Consider the following 16,033-nt stretch of genomic DNA (forward strand, 5'->3'; position numbering starts at 1 on the left):
AGTTTAAAACATATAACACTAAATTACTGATAAAATATCAAAAAAAGACAGCAGCCTGTAATTCAAAATTCTGCATACCTTTAAACCGTTTTATGACTAATTTAACACCACGCACCTCCCAATGGCTTTACGCTTTGGTAGCAATGGCCGTATTGCTAAACTTTAGCGGCCTGTTTGTTACCATTATGGCTCCTGATGGCGCTTTGTATGCCAGCATTGCCAAAACCATGGTGCTACATAACAACTATACCGATCTGTATGCCGAGGGGCGCAACTGGCTCGATAAACCGCACTTCCCGTTTTGGCTCATTGCACTATCGTTTAAATGTTTTGGTTTTACAACCTGGGCCTATAAACTGCCCGCCATTTTATTTTTGCTGATGGGCGCCAGATATACTTACCTTTTTGCCAAAAGCCTTTACAATACCCAGGTAGCATTGTGGTCGGTACTGATATTGCTCACTGCCCAACATATCATTATCTCAAACCAGGATGTGCGTGCCGAACCTTATTTAACCGGGCTCATCATCGCTTCGGTATATCATTTTTACAAGGCTTATCAAACCAACAGCTGGTGGCATTTACTGGCGGGCAGCGCTTTTGCAGCCTGCGCTATCATGACCAAAGGTATGTTTGCCATTATCCCGATAGGTGGCGCCCTTGCCGGGGATATGATCATTAAAAAACAATGGAACCAATTGTTTAGCCTGCGCTGGCTTGCCGCGATGATATTGACGGCAATATTTGTCATCCCCGAAATTTATTGCCTTTACCAACAGTTCGACCTGCATCCCGAAAAGGTAGTATTTGGCCATAACCACGTATCGGGTATTAAATTCTTTTTTTGGGATAGCCAATTCGGCCGCTTTTTTAATACCGGGCCAATTAAGGGTCACGGCGATCCCACTTTTTTTATACACACTACCCTATGGGCCTTTTTGCCCTGGTCGCTACTTTTGTTTACGGCTATATTTCAATATTTTAAAAAGCATGGCAAAAACGTGCAGCAGGCCGAATGGTATTGTATCTGCGGCTCCCTGCTTACCTTCCTGGTGTTTTCGGCATCAAAATTTCAGTTGCCGTTTTACCTCAATATCGTATTCCCGTTTTTTGCCATACTAACCGCGCAATATTTAAGCAATGTTTCGGGTAAAAAAAGCATCCGTGCCATCCGGATAGTTCAACTAAGCATTGTGGGTTTGCTGCTGCTGCTCGTGGTGGCGCTGCAGTATTTTTTTGTGCCCGAAAGCATGACGGTTTTAACTGGTGTTGTATTATTTATTTTGCTTATCGCGATGATCGTCATCCCCGCAAGGGTAACTCATATCAGCTGGCAAAAAACAGCTGTTACCACTTTTATGGCAGCCTGTATAGTTAACCTTTATTTAAACCTTGCCTTTTACCCCAGCCTGCTAAAATACCAATCGGGCAGCCAGGCCGCTATGTGGATCAATCAAAACAACCCCAATAAAATACCGGTAGTGCAATGCATCCACACTAATGATTATGGTTACCCACTTGAGTTTTACCTCGATCAGCCTTTATATACCATTGATCAAAACGGCGTTGGGCCCTTGCCGCAGAAACCCTTTTTAATGTATGGTTACCCCGATAATATAGATGCCTTAAAGGCCAAGGGCTGGCATATTGACACCGTAAAAACTTTCGACAGGTATTGGATAACCAGGCTTAAGCCCAGGTTTTTAAACAAAAACACACGGCCTTCAACCTTAGAAAAAGTAGAAATTGTACTGGTAAAGCCTTAGTTTATTTTAACACACCCGGGTTTTGCTCAAGCCAGCGCAAAAACGTCACATCTAAACCCACTCCCGGTTTTGCCACTTTTAACAACGGGTTTCCCTCCAAATTTTTAAACAATGTTTCCATTGCTTTTTTATGTTCTTCGCTCTTTTGTTTAATTATAGCTTCGTCTTTTATTGGTTCGCGGTACGGGGCCATGCCGCCAAACTTATTATCGCGCTCTAAAACCTCTTGTGGTAAAAAGTCTTTAAGCGCTTTACGATAGGCTGTGCGGTTTAGTGTGCCCTCATATTTTAAATAATTAGGCATCGACAGGTAGTACTGCGTTAACCTGATATCGGCCATGGGATGTCTCGGCTCAAAACCAAAATATAAGCCGTAACGGGTTTCGCTTTCCATCCGTGCGGGCAAATGGTTACGCAAAAAGCGGTGCTTTTGATAATGCCTGTAGCTATCGTATTGTTGCTCTTTTAACGGTGTTAACCAGTTGGCATCGCCGGCCTGGTATAAATTCTCTGCCGGTATATTATATAACTTGAGTGCCTTTTTTACGTGTTTGTTGTGTATCCCGATGGCCTCTTTAAGCAAATGCATTTTATACCTTACCGAGTAGGGTATAAAAGGTTCTATTTTATAAAAACCCGGGAACTTCTTCTTCGCAAAAAAGTATTTTAAATACTGCTTTTTATCCAGGTAATCTAAAAAGTAGTACTTGCCCCGGTAGGTTACCATTTCATCACCCGGAAAACCGGATAACAAGGTGCGTATACCCTGCTGCTGCGCTGCCTGGCGAATAGGCATTTGCCACATCTGGTGCCAGTTTTCCAGGCCGTCGTTAATTTTTAGTAAAATATCGTTTTCTTCAAACGGGTAAGCAGGTGGCTGAGCAATGGTATAAACAGAGTTTTCAATTTTATTGAATTTAACAACGGCATCTATCCAGGTACGCTCGCTGTCGGCCAATATCTTTTCGTCGGTTACATGCTTGGCAATGGTATTTGATATGGTAATGATGCTTTTACCTTCCTGCTGTAAAAAATGAGTTGCCACACCTGTAATACCCGAAGAATCCATACCACCGCTCAACTCCACGCCAATAGGATAAGCGCTGCGTATACGGCATTTTACGGCTGTTTTAAAGTGCTCAAGCAAGCCATCATAATAATCCTGCTGATTGGCGAAGCGGATCTCCGTTTCGGCGTCCATATCCCAGTACTGCCTTGGCCGCAGTTCCTGCTTTTGCTGATGAACAGTTACCGTATGTGCAGGCTTAAGCCGTTTAATGTTTTGATACAGGGTGCTATCTAAAGTTTGCTCGGCTGTGCGGATAAGGTAATTATACAAAAATTGTTTATTGATACTTTGATCTATTCCGGGCAATGCCAATAAGCCTTTTTTTTCTGTCGCGAAAGCAAAATACTGCTCATCCTGATAATAAAAAAACGGCTTTACCCCCATGTGATCGCGTGCGCAAAACAATTTTTGTTCGCCTTCGTCCCATATCGCGAAGGCAAAATCACCTATCAAATGTTTAACACAGTCTTCGCCATACTTTTGGTAGGCCTTTAATATCAGGGTACTATCCGCAATTAGGTGTGCATCTGCAACCGGCAATGCCAGTTTGCTAAACAACTCATCACGGTTATCAATACGGGCATCAGCAGTAATAGTTAGTTGACTATCACTTTGATGCAATGGCAGTTTTTCGTGCAGCGATTCGGGCGTGTTATACAACATTAATTGCCCCAGCCCTACATTATTGTTAAACCACATTCCTTTTGCATCGGCCGTCCAATGCGCCAGTGGCTGTTCCATTACTGTAAGAACATCAACTGAAACAGGTTTTTTGTTATAATGCAGTATTCCGTAAATCGAACTCATAAAAAGGAGATGGTCAGGATAAGCCGGGGGCTTATAGTTATTTAATTTTAGGCTGAATATTGGCCTTGTGAAATTTGCTTATCGCATCTGTTTTGCCAACCTGTTTCCAAAAATCGCGAATTATCCAATATTTGTTTCCGTAGGTCACAAATATCTCTTCGTCTTTTTCAATACGTTGCCTTGCGGTAATAGTGGCCACTTCGTTTTTAAAGTTCATTTCCTGGCGGGTGTTGGGCCCATCCGAATGGTTGTATAACGAAATATAGCCAAAAGGGAAATATTGAAACGCGCCATATGTTTTGCACTCAATACAATCACAAGCCTGGTTTGCCCAAACATAATCGGCTAAAACAGCATCATGCGATTGTTTTGCCCGGTTAGCCAGTTTCAGCAATTTACTTTGTTCAATCATCTCCCCCTCTTCTATGGTTTCTTTTGCAAAAACCCCATAGCCATGCACTGCAGATTTTCGGGGTTCTATTTTAGGCGAAAGGCCCTTTAAAACCTCGGGGCTTTCTTCACGCATTTTGCAAAGCGGCAATCCTCCGGTAGCTTCTCCAATGTTAGGTAGTATCTTAAAATCAGCTTCATCAAACACCAGCTTACTGTTTTTTAGCTTAGGGTACTTTACCAGTAATGCTTCTATATCCTTTTGCAGACTGTTGCTCATAATACGGTTTAATCAGAGGGTGCAATATACATAAATGAGCAAATATATTACGTTTTCGGTTAAATAAACGCCGGTATTTAAACATCCGCTTTTTGATTAAATTTTTATATTTATGCCATAAACCAGCTAACGTGGAAGATAACAGCTTTAAAGAGAACGGGTACAAATATGTTAAGGGTCTGATAGATACTTCGAACTACCGGAAAATGATGAACCGGCTTGAAGAAATAGGCAAAGGCAAATTCGACAAGCAGGTGCCCGGCTCGCTGGGGTTTTATAAAGAACCTTTTTTTGAAAAACTACTTGAACACCTGCTGCCCGCCATTGAACTGCATTCGGGCTATAAATTATATAAAACCTATAGTTATGCCCGCCAATATCACCTGGGCGAAGAGTTAAAGATACATAGAGACCGGCATGCCTGCGAAGTTACCGTAAGTTTATGTTTGGGTAACGAGGGCGAACCATGGCCCATCTGGCTGCGCGACAGGGAAAAAAACGACCGGTCGTTTGCGCTTGAAGCGGGCGACGCTTTTATTTTTAAAGGTGTTGAATTACAGCACTGGCGCGAACCCAATACCTTTGGACCATGCTCGCAGGTGTTTTTGCATTATGTTGACCAGGAAGGCCCCTATGCCGGCGAAAAGGACGACCTGAGCAGAAAAGGGCACCAGGCCTATTAATGGAGTCCAGTCATTTATAATTATTGTTCCGCTGCCGGTTGTTCTGGTTTTTCTGTCACCGGTTCTTCTTCTTCAATCTTCCTCCACAACCAGCCGTTCAACGTAAAGCGCCCGTCTACAAATTTGCCGCTTGGGCAGGTAACCGGGTGCACGGCATGTAAAAATGATGAATTAAAAAAAACGATAGAATTATTGTCGGGCTGTACGATCAATGGCTTGGGCTTGTTTTTTAAAAACAGCAATTGCCCGCCCTCAAAATTTTTAGGTATTGAATGAAAGTAATAAACAAAGGTAATAACCCGATGTTTTAGTTTACCCTGGCCGTTATCAATATGGGGTTTGTAAAACTCGCCATGGTTATGGCTCGTCAGGTGCATCTCCACATTACCCACTTCAAAAGGCTCTATACCTAATTTTTCAAACATTTCCGGCAGACCTTCTTTTATCTTCTTTTTCAGTATCTTATAAAAATCTATAAAATCCTTGGGGCGCAACGATAACGAATGGCGGTAATTGGTGTTCAGGGCACCTTCGCCGTTAAGGCCAACAGTCATGGTATGCTCAAAATCGTCCTGTTTGGCTATGGCATGCGCGTATAACTGGGCATTGGTATCCTTGTCGAGGTAATCGTGATAAATAAGACAGGAGTTGTTCTCAGCTAAAGTATCGGCCATAGGGGTATTTTTACAAAAGTAAATGTAATAGTTTTACCCGCATTTAAAAACCGCAGCGGCTTACGACTTCATTTTTTTAAGCAGTCCCTCTATCACCTTGGCAAAGTGGGCATGCTCCAGTTGCTGTCCCTTAAATTTTACCATCTCCAGATCATCGCCTGCATCGATCCTAAAGCGCGATTGATGGATGATCTCACCTTCGTCAAACTGTTCGTTCACAAAATGGATAGTGATACCCGATTCTTCTTCGCCTGCGGCCAGTATGGCATTGTGCACCCTATCGCCATACATACCTTTACCGCCGTATTTAGGTAGTAATGATGGATGAATATTGATGATCTTGTTTGGGAATGCCTGCAAAAGTGATTGTGGTACGAGCCATAAAAAACCAGCCAGCACCACCAGGTCTATCTGCAGATTTTTCAGCAGCCTGATAATGTTATCCGTTTCGTAAAACTCGTGCCTGTCAAAAATATGCGAGGGTATCTCAAAATTATCGGCCCGCTGCAAAACATAGGCTTCGGGGTTGTTTGTTAAAACCAACGACACTTCCGCAGCAGAACTGCGTTTAAAGTGCTCCATTATCTTTTGGGCGTTTGAGCCCGAGCCTGAAGCAAAAATGGCAATGCGTTTTTTCAAGTATTCCGGGTTTTTGTTTTTAGCTTTCTCCAAATATAAAAGATTGTACGGGCATTACTAAAAATTTAGTAAAAAGGTTGCCTATTGCGAATGGACAAAACCATAACGGGTAATGGTGCGTACTGTTGTTGCCTTATAAAAAGGTTGGATGTCGCCTGTTTTAAGCACTAACGAGTACTGCCCCAGGTTATCTATCGCCGCGTTTTGGAAGGCTTTTACCGTTATCATTGTTGCCTTTGAGGTGTCCTGAGCCGACATATCGCAGTTTAACGTCAGGTTATCCAGGTTTATACTCCACGTACCCGATGAATTTTGAGTAATGCAATGGTAGTTTTGGTAGGTACAGTTGTTGTTTGTGCTGAATGTGAATTTTTGTGTAATGCCGCAGGTGGTATTGAGTGTATCGGTTTTGCCCTGGGTATCACCCACATAATGAAACACCTGTACCGATGCCAGTGTCCATACGCCACTGGTTAAAAAATAAGATACGCTGTCGCCGTTATCTTTTTTGCACGAGTTAACCAGCATAGCGAGCATCATTAACCCCGGCAGCACAAAAAACGGAACTTTATATTTTGCAGTATTAAACACAGGTCAAAATAACGAAAAATGCAGCGATTTATGATGGGGAAACTTTATTAAGTATTAAAACGTCATTGCGAGGCACGAAGCAATCTCTATACTATACAGGTCCAATTGTATGTATCGATCATCCTATGTAGAGATTGCTTCGCTACCACTCGCAATGACGCTTTTAATTAGAATACTATTGCTTAGCTGCCCACCTATCCATCTTAGCTTCAAAAACGCTCAGCGGCATAGCGCCATCTTTTAATACCTGGTTGTGAAATTCGGCCAGGTCAAATTTGCTGCCCAGTTTATTTTCATAACGGGTGCGCAGTTCACGGATCTTTAAAGCGCCCATTTTATAGCCAAGCGCCTGCCCGGGGAAGGCCATATAGCGTTCAATTTCGGCAGTAGCCCCCTGCTCATCTATCTGCTCGTTATCCATCATATATTTAATGGCCTGCTCGCGCGTCATACCTTTGCTGTGGATAGCCACATCAACCACTAAACGGATGGCCCGGTGTATCTCATCGCCCAAAGCGCCCATGTGTTGGTAAGGGTCGGTAAATAAACCCAGTTCTTTACCTAACGATTCGCAATACAATGCCCAGCCTTCCACATAGGCATTTTCATTATTATCAAACCGGCGAAAATCGGGCAGCGAATTATTTTCCTGCGTAAGCGATATCTGGTAATGGTGCCCCGGGATAGCTTCGTGTAAAAACAGCGACTCCATGCCCGATGTAATGTTAAACTGTGTAGCATCCAGTATCGGCACATAAAATATCCCCGGGCGACTGCCATCGGCCGTTCCCTGGTAATACTCCGCACTGGCCGATGCCGCCCTGAAAGCCTCCGTTTGCCGTATCTCGAACGGGCATTTAGGCACATGCGTAAACTCCTTTTTCAAATTAGGCTGCATGCGCTGGTGGATGTTTTCAAAGGCATCCAATACCTGTTTGGGTGTTTTAAACGGCTTAAATTTAGGGTCGGTTTTCATGTACGTAAAAAACGCGGGCAAATCGCCTTTAAAGCCAACCACGTTTTTAATGCTGTCCATCGCCTTGCGGATGCGTGCCACCTCGCTTAAACCTAACTGGTAAATTTCTTCGGGGGTTTTATCGGTGGTGGTTTTTTGCTTCACGTAATACGCATACATGGCGGCACCATCCGGTAACGCCGAATAACCCGATGTGCTGCGTGCTTTGCCGAGATAGGTATTTTTTAAATAATCGCTCAGCATTTTGTAGCTGGGTACAACAACCGTGGTAATGGTTTTTTTATAATCGTCGGTCAGCCGTTTTTTATCGGCATCGCTAAAATCTTTCGGCAGTTTGGTGATCGGACCGTAAAACAAACTTTTGGTGGGGTCGGCAACAACCATGGCATCCATTTGCGGTATCATTTTAACCACTAAGGTTTTGGGCAGCACCATACCCGCTTTAATACCTTTGTTAAAATTATCAACGGCAGTATCGGCCCAAATTTTAAATGCCGATAAACGTTTTAACCAGTTATCGTAATCTTTAACGGTTTTAAAAGGCTGCGTGCCGCTGCCTGAGCCAAACTGCCCCATGGTAATAGGCAGCGCGTTAAACTGGTCGAAAGGCATATACTCAAAGTGGAATTTCAATCCGTCTAAAGCTATTTGCGCTTCGTAGGTAAATATATCATATGATAGCTGGTCGTTTTCGCTCAGGTCTTCGCGTTTAAACTTTTTTACCTCGTCCAGGTACTTGGTATAATAGGCTTTGCTTTGCGCGATGTAACCTGCGGAGCCGTAATTTGGTAAAATATCGTTGTAGCGGTTATCACCGTTAAAGGTTGCGGCTATGGGGTCGAGTTTCATGCCGTCCTGGTAGTAATCGTTAAATACTTTAGCCAGATCTTTATTATCGCCTGTTGCCGAACCGGTTGATCCGGATTGCTTGCATGCCGAAATAGTGCCTGCCATCATCATCAGTAAAAATAACTTTTTCATAAATTGAGGTTAGTTGAAAGGTAAAGCTATGAAAATGACCGCAGATATTTATTTGCTTTAGCTAATTTAGCTGTACTTATGAAAATACCCTTTGAACAATTACGCGCCGAGTTTTTGCGGGTGCTACTTAAGCAGGATTTTGATGCCGCCAAGGCCGAACAATGCGCCACCATATTTGCCGAAAACAGCCGCGATGGCGTATATACCCACGGCCTGAACCGCTTTCCAACTTTTATTGATTATATACAGCGGGGGTTTATCGACAGTTATGCCGAGCCGGTTTTACTGTACACACTCGGATTGATAGAGCAGTGGGACGGCAAACTGGCACCGGGTATGCTAAACGCACAGTTTTGTACCAACAGGGCCATAGCTTTAGCTAAACAGCATGGCATTGGCTGTGTAGCCATCCGCAATACCAACCACTGGATGCGTGGCGGCACTTACGGTTGGCAAGCCGCCGAAGCCGGCTGCATAGGTATCCATTTTACCAATACCATTGCGCTGGTACCACCCTGGGGCGGTGTGGACCCGAGGCTGGGCAACAATCCGCTGGTAATTGCTGTGCCGCGTGCCGAAGGGCATATCGTTCTGGATATGGCCATGTCGCAGTACTCGATGGGTAAGCTGATGCAGTACCAGGCCAATAATGAAGAGCTGCCTTTACCGGGAGGCTACAATGATGCCGGAGAGTTAACCACCGACCCCGGCGATATCATCCGGTCGAAAAGATTATTGCCTGTAGGTTTTTGGAAAGGCTCGGGCCTGGCGCTGATGCTCGACCTGTTGGTGACCATCCTGAGCCAGGGCAAATCAACTGCCGGGATTACCGAACATGCGGTAGAGTCGGGCGTGGGGCAGGTGTTTATCTGCATTAACGATCCCGACAAGGAAACTACCGCCCGTTTGGTTTCGCAAATTTTAGCATTTACCAAAAGCAGCCGGCCGGATAAAGAGGGTGGCAGCGTATCTTATCCCGGCGAAAACACCTTAAAAACCCGCATTAAAAATTTACAGGACGGCATCCCCGTGAGGGAGGACATCTGGAATAAGTTAAAGTCGATGTGATGAATAACCGGTCACATTTTTTAATCCCTCCCATGGGGAGGCGTGCGGCTGTCTGTGAACTGGCAGGGAGGGGTTACGGCGAAAATGCAAATCGCATAGACCCCTCCCTACACCCTCCCGTTGGGAGGGAATCGCACAAGGCCATTGCTTTTCTGTTTTTTTTAATGCTTATCGCTACAAGCCTCTATGCACAAAAGCCAGCCAGGCCATTTCCGCAGCATGCGCATTACGTAGCCGGAACTATTAAACCCAACCATGTTTCGCAACAGCAACTGGATAAAACCGTAGCGCAGTTTTACAACCGCTGGAAAGAACGTTATGTAAACACCGGCTGCGATAAAGGGCAAAATTACATTTGGTTTGAAAAACCGGGCAATAAGCAATGCGTAAGCGAAGGGCAGGGTTACGGTATGATGATCGTGGTGATGATGGCCGGTTGTGATGCATCTGCGAAAGCCACTTATGATGGACTTTATCACTACTACAAAGCCCACCCCAGTAAACGCAGCGCATACTTGATGGCCTGGGCGCAGAACAATAACTGCAAAAATATTGACGGCAGTACCGCTTCCGACGGCGATATGGATATAGCCTACTCACTGCTGTTGGCTAACCTGCAATGGGGAAGCCGGGGCAATATCAACTATCTGCAGGAAGCGCGCAATATGCTTGGCGCGATGATGCAGCAGGAGATCAACCCGAAAACATACTCCGTATTACTGAGCAACGCCATCGAATACGATAGCGCCGATTATTTTGACACCCGTACATCCGATTTTATGCCTGCTCATTTTAAGGCCTTTGCCAAAGCAAGCGGCGATGCGCGGTGGAACAAAGTGACCGATAATACCTACCAACTTTTTAAAAGGATCCAAACCCAGTACAGCTCCGGCGCCGGGTTGGTACCCGACTTTATAAGTCACCTTAACAAAAAACCAGCACCAGCGAAACCGCATTTTTTAGAGTCGGCTTATGATGGGTATTATAATTACAACGCCTGCCGGGTACCCTGGCGTGTAGGCACTGATGCCATTTTGTATAGCGATAAACGGGCATTGGCTATGACAGCTAAGATCAACGCCTGGATACGACAGACCACCGGCGGCAACCCGGATAATATATCGGCTGGTTATACCCTTGCGGGGAATGATATTAAGGGCCGGTATTTTGAGGCCATGAGCTTTATAGCACCGTTCGCGGTATCGGCCATGGTTGATGCCAAAAACCAGGTTTGGCTCAATAAAATGTGGGATTACATCAATAAGTTCGACCTGGACGATTTTGATTATTATGACAACAGCATTAAAATGATCGATCTGCTGCTGTTATCTGGCAATTACTGGCCGCCGAACTAATATTAAACTATAATTTATTTTTATAGTCTATTGGTTAATAATAATTGTTGCCCTATATTTGATAAACCTAATAATATATTGATTAAACCAATGGTACTGCCAATAGTACCTTAAATTTTGCTATTGCCATGCTTGATGCTTCAGAAATATCCCTTAATGATGCAACAGACAACTTGCCAAAGAGAAAAAAGCTGCTTTGCCCTCATTGCCACGAACGGTTGGAATACCGTATTTCGCGCGGATTGTTAGTTAAACTTTTTTTATTCTGGTGGCCTACAAAGCGTTTCCGGTGTTTTAGCTGTATGCGTTCCACTTATGTTTGGGAGCAACCTTCGTTATAAAAGTACCTCAAATTTTTCCCAAAAGCCATCTTTAGGCAGGGGCGCGTAAATTACAATGGGCTCTTTTTTGATGGGATGGATAAAACTGATCTTTCGCGAATGCAGGCAGATGCTTTTTTTAAGACTGCCGCGGGGGTAACCGTATTTATTGTCGCCAACAATGGGGCAGTTAAGTGTAGATAGCTGCACCCTGATCTGGTGCGGGCGGCCCGTTATCGGGTCAACCTCGATCAGGTAATAACCGTTTAACTCGCCTATCAGCTTGTAGTTCAGTTCCGATCGCAGGCTTCCGTTCACTTCGTGATCATGCGCCTTGGTTACATTTTTTTGTGGGTTTTTAACCAGCCAGTGCACCAGGTTGCCTTCGGGCGGCTGGGGGCGGTTGCGCACTACGGCCAGGTATGTTTTATGTATTTCGCGGGTTTTAAACAAGGCGTTCATCCGCTCAAGCGCTTTGCTTGTTTTAGCAAACATGATCAAACCGCTAACCGGCCGGTCTATCCGGTGTATCACACCTAAAAAAGCACCGTTAGGCTTATTATATTTTTTAGCGATATATTTTTTCACCTTTTCATCCAGGGGCTCATCGCCGGTTTCATCAACCTGCACAATATCGCCCGCACGCTTGTTTACTGCAATAAGATGATTATCCTCGTAAAGAATATCCTTATCGGTAATATCGTGGTGCTGATGGGTGATGGTAACTTTCATTATTATTTCGGATGTCGGATGTTCGATTTCGGATTTGTTTGATTTCAGAGTTCAAAAATCTGAGATTTCGGACTTGTTAATTGAAAACAACTCTTAAATCCGAAATTGAAAATTCGAAATTCGAAATCCTTCTCAATACTGTTCCTTTTCGTTCGGGAAATCGTTTGCTTTTACGTCTTTAATATAACTTTTAATGGCGCCATCCATAATTTCGTACAGGCTGGCGTACTGGCGCAAAAAACGCGGGCGAAAACCCTTGTTTAAGCCAAGCATATCGTGTATCACCAAAACCTGCCCATCACAATGCTGGCCCGCACCAATACCTATGGTTGGTATGCTTAAGCTTTGACTAACCTCCTGCGCCAGCTTGGCCGGTATTTTTTCGAGCACTATGCCAAAGCAACCTAACTCCTGCAAAGTGATCGCATCTTCGCGCAGTTTTTGCGCTTCGGCTTCTTCTTTTGCGCGCACGGTGTAGGTACCAAATTTATAGATAGACTGCGGCGTTAAACCCAAATGGCCCATTACCGGGATACCAGCTGTTAAAATACGGCTTACTGATTCGGCTATTTCTTTACCGCCTTCAATTTTAACGGCGTGCGCCCCCGATTCTTTCATAATTCTGATAGCCGAATTAAGCGCCTCCTTTGAGTTACCCTGGTACGAACCGAAAGGCAGATCGACCACCACCAGTGAGCGCTTGATAGCACGCACCACCGATGACGCGTGATAGATCATCTGGTCGAGCGTGATGGGTAAAGTTGTTTCGTGCCCGGCCATTACGTTCGATGCCGAATCGCCAACCAGGATCACATCAATGCCGGCATCATCAACAATGTTAGCCATCGAGTAATCGTAAGCAGTAAGCATGGCTATTTTTTCGCCACGCTGTTTCATTTCCTGCAGGGTATTGGTAGTTATCCGTTTAACTTCTTTATGTACCGACATGGGTTGGGTGTTTTGTGCGGAACAAAGGTGGGAATAATTTTTTATTTCGGATTTCGGAAGTGGGATTTCGGATTTAGCGTGATTTGATGATTTTTTATTTAATTAAATTTTTGATTTGCTATTTGACTTGTTCGCTTTCATTATTTTCCCAATAGCTGTAAATATGGCTGTTAACTCGTTGGCTTCTTTTTTTAACGGAACAATTAACGCAACATCAATTAAGCCCGACTCTTCCATTAATTCCAGCCAATAAACACTTTCATCGGCTTCTTCTTCAACTATTACTATCTTGTTGCTGAAATCAGCGGTAGATTTACCTCTGCATGCAGAACGATAATTTGCACCAACGGAAGTTGAACTTCGTATTAGTTGGTTTGATAAAACGTTTATCGAACGTCCTGATGGCAGACATTCTACAAATTTAATAATGTCTATGGCGAATTTTTTAGTTCGTTTTTTTAATTCAGCTTTATCCATTCACCAATATAAATATTAAATCAAACACACATGGATTCAAAAATCAATAAATCCCCATTCTAAAATTCAATAAATCCGAAATCCAACTTCCGAAATCCGAAATAAAAGTATACTTTTGCGGCGTGAATACAGAAGTGTTAAACTTCCTATCTCCTATTCTTTTTCGCAGTAACGGATATCTGCTCCTTACCACCTTTTTTTTAATTTTTAATCCTTTTGCGCAATGAGCATCGCTAAATTACCCGCTATATTATTACTTGCCGACGGAACAGTATTTTACGGCAAAGCAGCCGGAAAGATTGGTACCACAACCGGCGAGATCTGCTTTAATACCGGTATGACAGGTTACCAGGAAATTTTTACCGATCCATCATACTTTGGCCAGATCATGGTGGCTACCAATGCCCATATCGGCAACTATGGTATCACGAACGAGGAGGTAGAATCGAACAAGATACAGATAGCCGGCCTGGTGTGCAAAAACTATAACGTGGCTTACAGCCGTAAACAGGCTAATGAGTCGATACAGGATTATTTTACGGAGCAAAATATCGTTTCGATATCGGATATAGATACCCGCCAGCTGGTGCGTCATATCCGCGATAAAGGGGCCATGAATGCGATCATCTCATCGGAAACTTTAGATATCGAAGAGCTGAAAAAGAAATTGCTGGAAGTACCGTCGATGGATGGGCTGGAGCTGTCATCACAGGTATCAACCACCGAAACCTACAATTTTGGTAATGAAAACGCATCGCACCGTTTAGCGGTGTTGGATCTGGGCGTTAAGAAAAACATCTTACGTAACTTTCACGACAGGGATGTTTACGCGCAGGTTTTCCCGGCAAAAACAACCTTTAAAGAAATGGAAGCCTTTAAACCCGACGGCTACTTTATATCAAACGGCCCCGGCGACCCGGCAGCTATGCCTTATGCTATCGATACGGTAAAAGAAATACTGGCAGCTGAAAAGCCATTATTCGGTATTTGCCTTGGCCACCAGTTGCTGGCTTTAGCTAATGATATCCCCACCAAAAAAATGTTTAACGGCCACCGTGGCTTAAACCACCCGGTTAAAAATGTGATCAAAAATCATTGCGAGGTAACCTCGCAAAACCATGGTTTTGGTGTTGTGCCCGATGCGGTTAGAGCATCAGACAAGGTGGAGATCACTCACGTTAACCTGAACGATCAATCGATAGAAGGCATCCGTGTAAAAGGCAAAAAAGCGTTCTCGGTACAGTATCACCCTGAATCGTCACCCGGCCCGCACGATTCGCGCTACCTGTTTGATGATTTTATTGAGATGATGAAGAAATAAGCCTTGCTTTGGTGTTGGGGCATATTGGAATAAAAAGCAATTTTAGTCCAAAGACCCAGCAGTCATCGGGACCTCCGGTTTCAGATCGGGCGAGTCGGCATAAACGGCTTTGTTAATCTGCTCGTTAATGTTGTATACCATGATATCCAGTTCGGATGCCGATATCTCGATGTAGTTGATACACAGTTCTTTTTCCAGCTCGTTATTGCTTATGCGTATCACATTAAGCAAACCCAAAATTGATGCCAGCGGCCTGCGCACATTGTGCGATTGCGACCAGGATATCTCTCTTAACAAGTTATTTTGCCGCACCAGTTCGGTATTTACCTCGTGCAGGCGTGCTTCGGTTTCCAGGCGTTTGGTAATATCTTCAGCCATGATCATTACATGCTGCTCGTTATTGGCCAATGTTAAATGCGAGGTGACATGTACATAGATATCAGAGCCGTCTTTACGTTTATGGTGCCAGGTACCAAAATTTTTATAGGCCGTGTCAAAATTAATTAAAGCGTCCATAACCTTACCTGAATCTTCCTGCGGGCGAATATCCATAATGGTCATGTTGTAAAACTCATCCTTGGTATAGCCATAGTTAAATACAGCAGCATCGTTCACTGCGATAAAACCGAGTGTTTTGCGGTCGTAGATCCACATTGGCGTAGGGTTATCCTCAAAGTAGGTGCGATACTGCTTTTCGCTTTGCTGTAACCGGTTATAATGCAGGTTGATCAATTTATGGAGAATAAAACCGGTAATGATTAAAAACAACATGGCGCTTGTGGTGCCTATGTACATCATTAGCGTTTCTTTTGGGCCCTCTATTCTATAGAAAAGCAAATCGCTTATAGCTATCCACAAAATACCGGCAAACTCATATATCAGTACTATCCTGAGGGCAATAGACTTCATTACAGGTTTTTTATAAATAGCTTAATCATGGGTCTGAAGATATAATT

Annotated in this window: 15 protein-coding genes; 5 read left to right on the top strand and 10 right to left on the bottom strand. The window is 43.9% G+C overall.

Features of this window, described 5'->3' with window-relative positions:
- Positions 1 to 92 precede the first annotated feature (92 nt).
- Positions 93 to 1,766 carry an ArnT family glycosyltransferase gene (locus tag ACFGVR_RS05455; protein ID WP_448701648.1) on the top strand — a complete coding sequence of 558 codons (1,674 nt, stop codon included), beginning with the start codon at positions 93 to 95 and terminating at the stop codon, positions 1,764 to 1,766.
- A 1-nt stretch (position 1,767) separates the two neighbouring features.
- Here ACFGVR_RS05455 and ACFGVR_RS05460 read toward each other — a convergent pair whose 3' ends face one another.
- Both ACFGVR_RS05460 and ACFGVR_RS05465 read right to left on the bottom strand, forming a co-directional pair.
- Positions 1,768 to 3,576 (bottom strand): asparagine synthase-related protein, encoded by a 1,809-nt coding sequence (locus tag ACFGVR_RS05460; RefSeq protein ID WP_448701649.1) that lies wholly within the window; start codon positions 3,574 to 3,576, stop codon positions 1,768 to 1,770.
- Positions 3,577 to 3,679: 103 nt separating this feature from the next.
- Complete coding sequence (locus ACFGVR_RS05465; protein ID WP_448701650.1) at positions 3,680 to 4,312, bottom strand: SET domain-containing protein-lysine N-methyltransferase; 633 nt, start codon at positions 4,310 to 4,312, stop codon at positions 3,680 to 3,682.
- Between the two features lie 92 nt (positions 4,313 to 4,404).
- Here ACFGVR_RS05465 and ACFGVR_RS05470 point away from each other — a divergent pair, with 92 nt between their 5' ends.
- A complete protein-coding gene (locus ACFGVR_RS05470; RefSeq protein WP_448701651.1) occupies positions 4,405 to 4,995 on the top strand; it encodes a hypothetical protein in 591 nt (196 codons plus the stop codon).
- A 20-nt stretch (positions 4,996 to 5,015) separates the two neighbouring features.
- Here the strand turns inward: ACFGVR_RS05470 and ACFGVR_RS05475 are convergent, their stop codons facing one another.
- The 4 genes from ACFGVR_RS05475 to ACFGVR_RS05490 form a co-directional block, all read right to left on the bottom strand.
- Positions 5,016 to 5,669, bottom strand: a complete 654-nt coding sequence (locus ACFGVR_RS05475) for a 2OG-Fe(II) oxygenase (RefSeq protein ID WP_448701653.1) — start codon at positions 5,667 to 5,669, stop codon at positions 5,016 to 5,018.
- A 60-nt stretch (positions 5,670 to 5,729) separates the two neighbouring features.
- On the bottom strand, positions 5,730 to 6,308 hold the full coding sequence (purN, locus tag ACFGVR_RS05480; protein WP_448701655.1) for a phosphoribosylglycinamide formyltransferase: 579 nt from the start codon (positions 6,306 to 6,308) through the stop codon (positions 5,730 to 5,732).
- Between the two features lie 81 nt (positions 6,309 to 6,389).
- Positions 6,390 to 6,899 carry a hypothetical protein gene (locus tag ACFGVR_RS05485; RefSeq protein ID WP_448701656.1) on the bottom strand — a complete coding sequence of 170 codons (510 nt, stop codon included), beginning with the start codon at positions 6,897 to 6,899 and terminating at the stop codon, positions 6,390 to 6,392.
- Positions 6,900 to 7,074: 175 nt separating this feature from the next.
- Positions 7,075 to 8,856, bottom strand: a complete 1,782-nt coding sequence (locus ACFGVR_RS05490) for a DUF885 domain-containing protein (protein WP_448701657.1) — start codon at positions 8,854 to 8,856, stop codon at positions 7,075 to 7,077.
- A 78-nt stretch (positions 8,857 to 8,934) separates the two neighbouring features.
- Here ACFGVR_RS05490 and yiaK point away from each other — a divergent pair, with 78 nt between their 5' ends.
- The gene (yiaK, locus tag ACFGVR_RS05495) at positions 8,935 to 9,924 is read left to right on the top strand and encodes a 3-dehydro-L-gulonate 2-dehydrogenase (RefSeq protein WP_448701658.1); all 990 of its coding nucleotides are present in this window, start codon (positions 8,935 to 8,937) and stop codon (positions 9,922 to 9,924) included.
- Between the two features lie 164 nt (positions 9,925 to 10,088).
- Positions 10,089 to 11,279 (top strand): glycosyl hydrolase family 8, encoded by a 1,191-nt coding sequence (locus ACFGVR_RS05500; RefSeq protein ID WP_448701659.1) that lies wholly within the window; start codon positions 10,089 to 10,091, stop codon positions 11,277 to 11,279.
- Positions 11,280 to 11,614: 335 nt separating this feature from the next.
- Here ACFGVR_RS05500 and ACFGVR_RS05505 read toward each other — a convergent pair whose 3' ends face one another.
- From ACFGVR_RS05505 to ACFGVR_RS05515, 3 genes are all read right to left on the bottom strand, one after another.
- The gene (locus ACFGVR_RS05505; RefSeq protein WP_448701660.1) at positions 11,615 to 12,331 is read right to left on the bottom strand and encodes an RluA family pseudouridine synthase; all 717 of its coding nucleotides are present in this window, start codon (positions 12,329 to 12,331) and stop codon (positions 11,615 to 11,617) included.
- A gap of 132 nt (positions 12,332 to 12,463) precedes the next feature.
- On the bottom strand, positions 12,464 to 13,279 hold the full coding sequence (gene panB / locus ACFGVR_RS05510) for a 3-methyl-2-oxobutanoate hydroxymethyltransferase (RefSeq protein WP_448701661.1): 816 nt from the start codon (positions 13,277 to 13,279) through the stop codon (positions 12,464 to 12,466).
- Positions 13,280 to 13,381: 102 nt separating this feature from the next.
- Complete coding sequence (locus ACFGVR_RS05515) at positions 13,382 to 13,756, bottom strand: four helix bundle protein (protein ID WP_448701662.1); 375 nt, start codon at positions 13,754 to 13,756, stop codon at positions 13,382 to 13,384.
- Positions 13,757 to 13,979: 223 nt separating this feature from the next.
- Between ACFGVR_RS05515 and carA the strand changes: the two genes are divergently transcribed.
- On the top strand, positions 13,980 to 15,077 hold the full coding sequence (gene carA, locus ACFGVR_RS05520; protein ID WP_448701663.1) for a glutamine-hydrolyzing carbamoyl-phosphate synthase small subunit: 1,098 nt from the start codon (positions 13,980 to 13,982) through the stop codon (positions 15,075 to 15,077).
- A gap of 42 nt (positions 15,078 to 15,119) precedes the next feature.
- Here carA and ACFGVR_RS05525 read toward each other — a convergent pair whose 3' ends face one another.
- A complete protein-coding gene (locus ACFGVR_RS05525) occupies positions 15,120 to 15,986 on the bottom strand; it encodes a PAS domain S-box protein (protein WP_448701664.1) in 867 nt (288 codons plus the stop codon).
- Positions 15,987 to 16,033 lie beyond the last annotated feature (47 nt).

This window comes from Mucilaginibacter aureus, from assembly GCF_053514885.1.

What these genes read in the sequence shown, in the direction of transcription:
- ACFGVR_RS05455 (WP_448701648.1), top strand. Translation starts at nt 93, where the DNA reads ATGACTAATTTAACACCACGCACCTCCCAATGGCTTTACGCTTTGGTA.
- ACFGVR_RS05460 (WP_448701649.1), bottom strand. Translation starts at nt 3,576, where the DNA reads ATGGAACAGCCACTGGCGCATTGGACGGCCGATGCAAAAGGAATGTGG.
- ACFGVR_RS05465 (WP_448701650.1), bottom strand. Translation starts at nt 4,312, where the DNA reads ATGAGCAACAGTCTGCAAAAGGATATAGAAGCATTACTGGTAAAGTAC.
- ACFGVR_RS05475 (WP_448701653.1), bottom strand. Translation starts at nt 5,669, where the DNA reads ATGGCCGATACTTTAGCTGAGAACAACTCCTGTCTTATTTATCACGAT.
- ACFGVR_RS05490 (WP_448701657.1), bottom strand. Translation starts at nt 8,856, where the DNA reads ATGAAAAAGTTATTTTTACTGATGATGATGGCAGGCACTATTTCGGCA.
- yiaK (WP_448701658.1), top strand. Translation starts at nt 8,935, where the DNA reads ATGAAAATACCCTTTGAACAATTACGCGCCGAGTTTTTGCGGGTGCTA.
- ACFGVR_RS05500 (WP_448701659.1), top strand. Translation starts at nt 10,089, where the DNA reads ATGCTTATCGCTACAAGCCTCTATGCACAAAAGCCAGCCAGGCCATTT.
- ACFGVR_RS05505 (WP_448701660.1), bottom strand. Translation starts at nt 12,331, where the DNA reads ATGAAAGTTACCATCACCCATCAGCACCACGATATTACCGATAAGGAT.
- panB (WP_448701661.1), bottom strand. Translation starts at nt 13,279, where the DNA reads ATGTCGGTACATAAAGAAGTTAAACGGATAACTACCAATACCCTGCAG.
- ACFGVR_RS05515 (WP_448701662.1), bottom strand. Translation starts at nt 13,756, where the DNA reads ATGGATAAAGCTGAATTAAAAAAACGAACTAAAAAATTCGCCATAGAC.
- carA (WP_448701663.1), top strand. Translation starts at nt 13,980, where the DNA reads ATGAGCATCGCTAAATTACCCGCTATATTATTACTTGCCGACGGAACA.
- ACFGVR_RS05525 (WP_448701664.1), bottom strand. Translation starts at nt 15,986, where the DNA reads ATGAAGTCTATTGCCCTCAGGATAGTACTGATATATGAGTTTGCCGGT.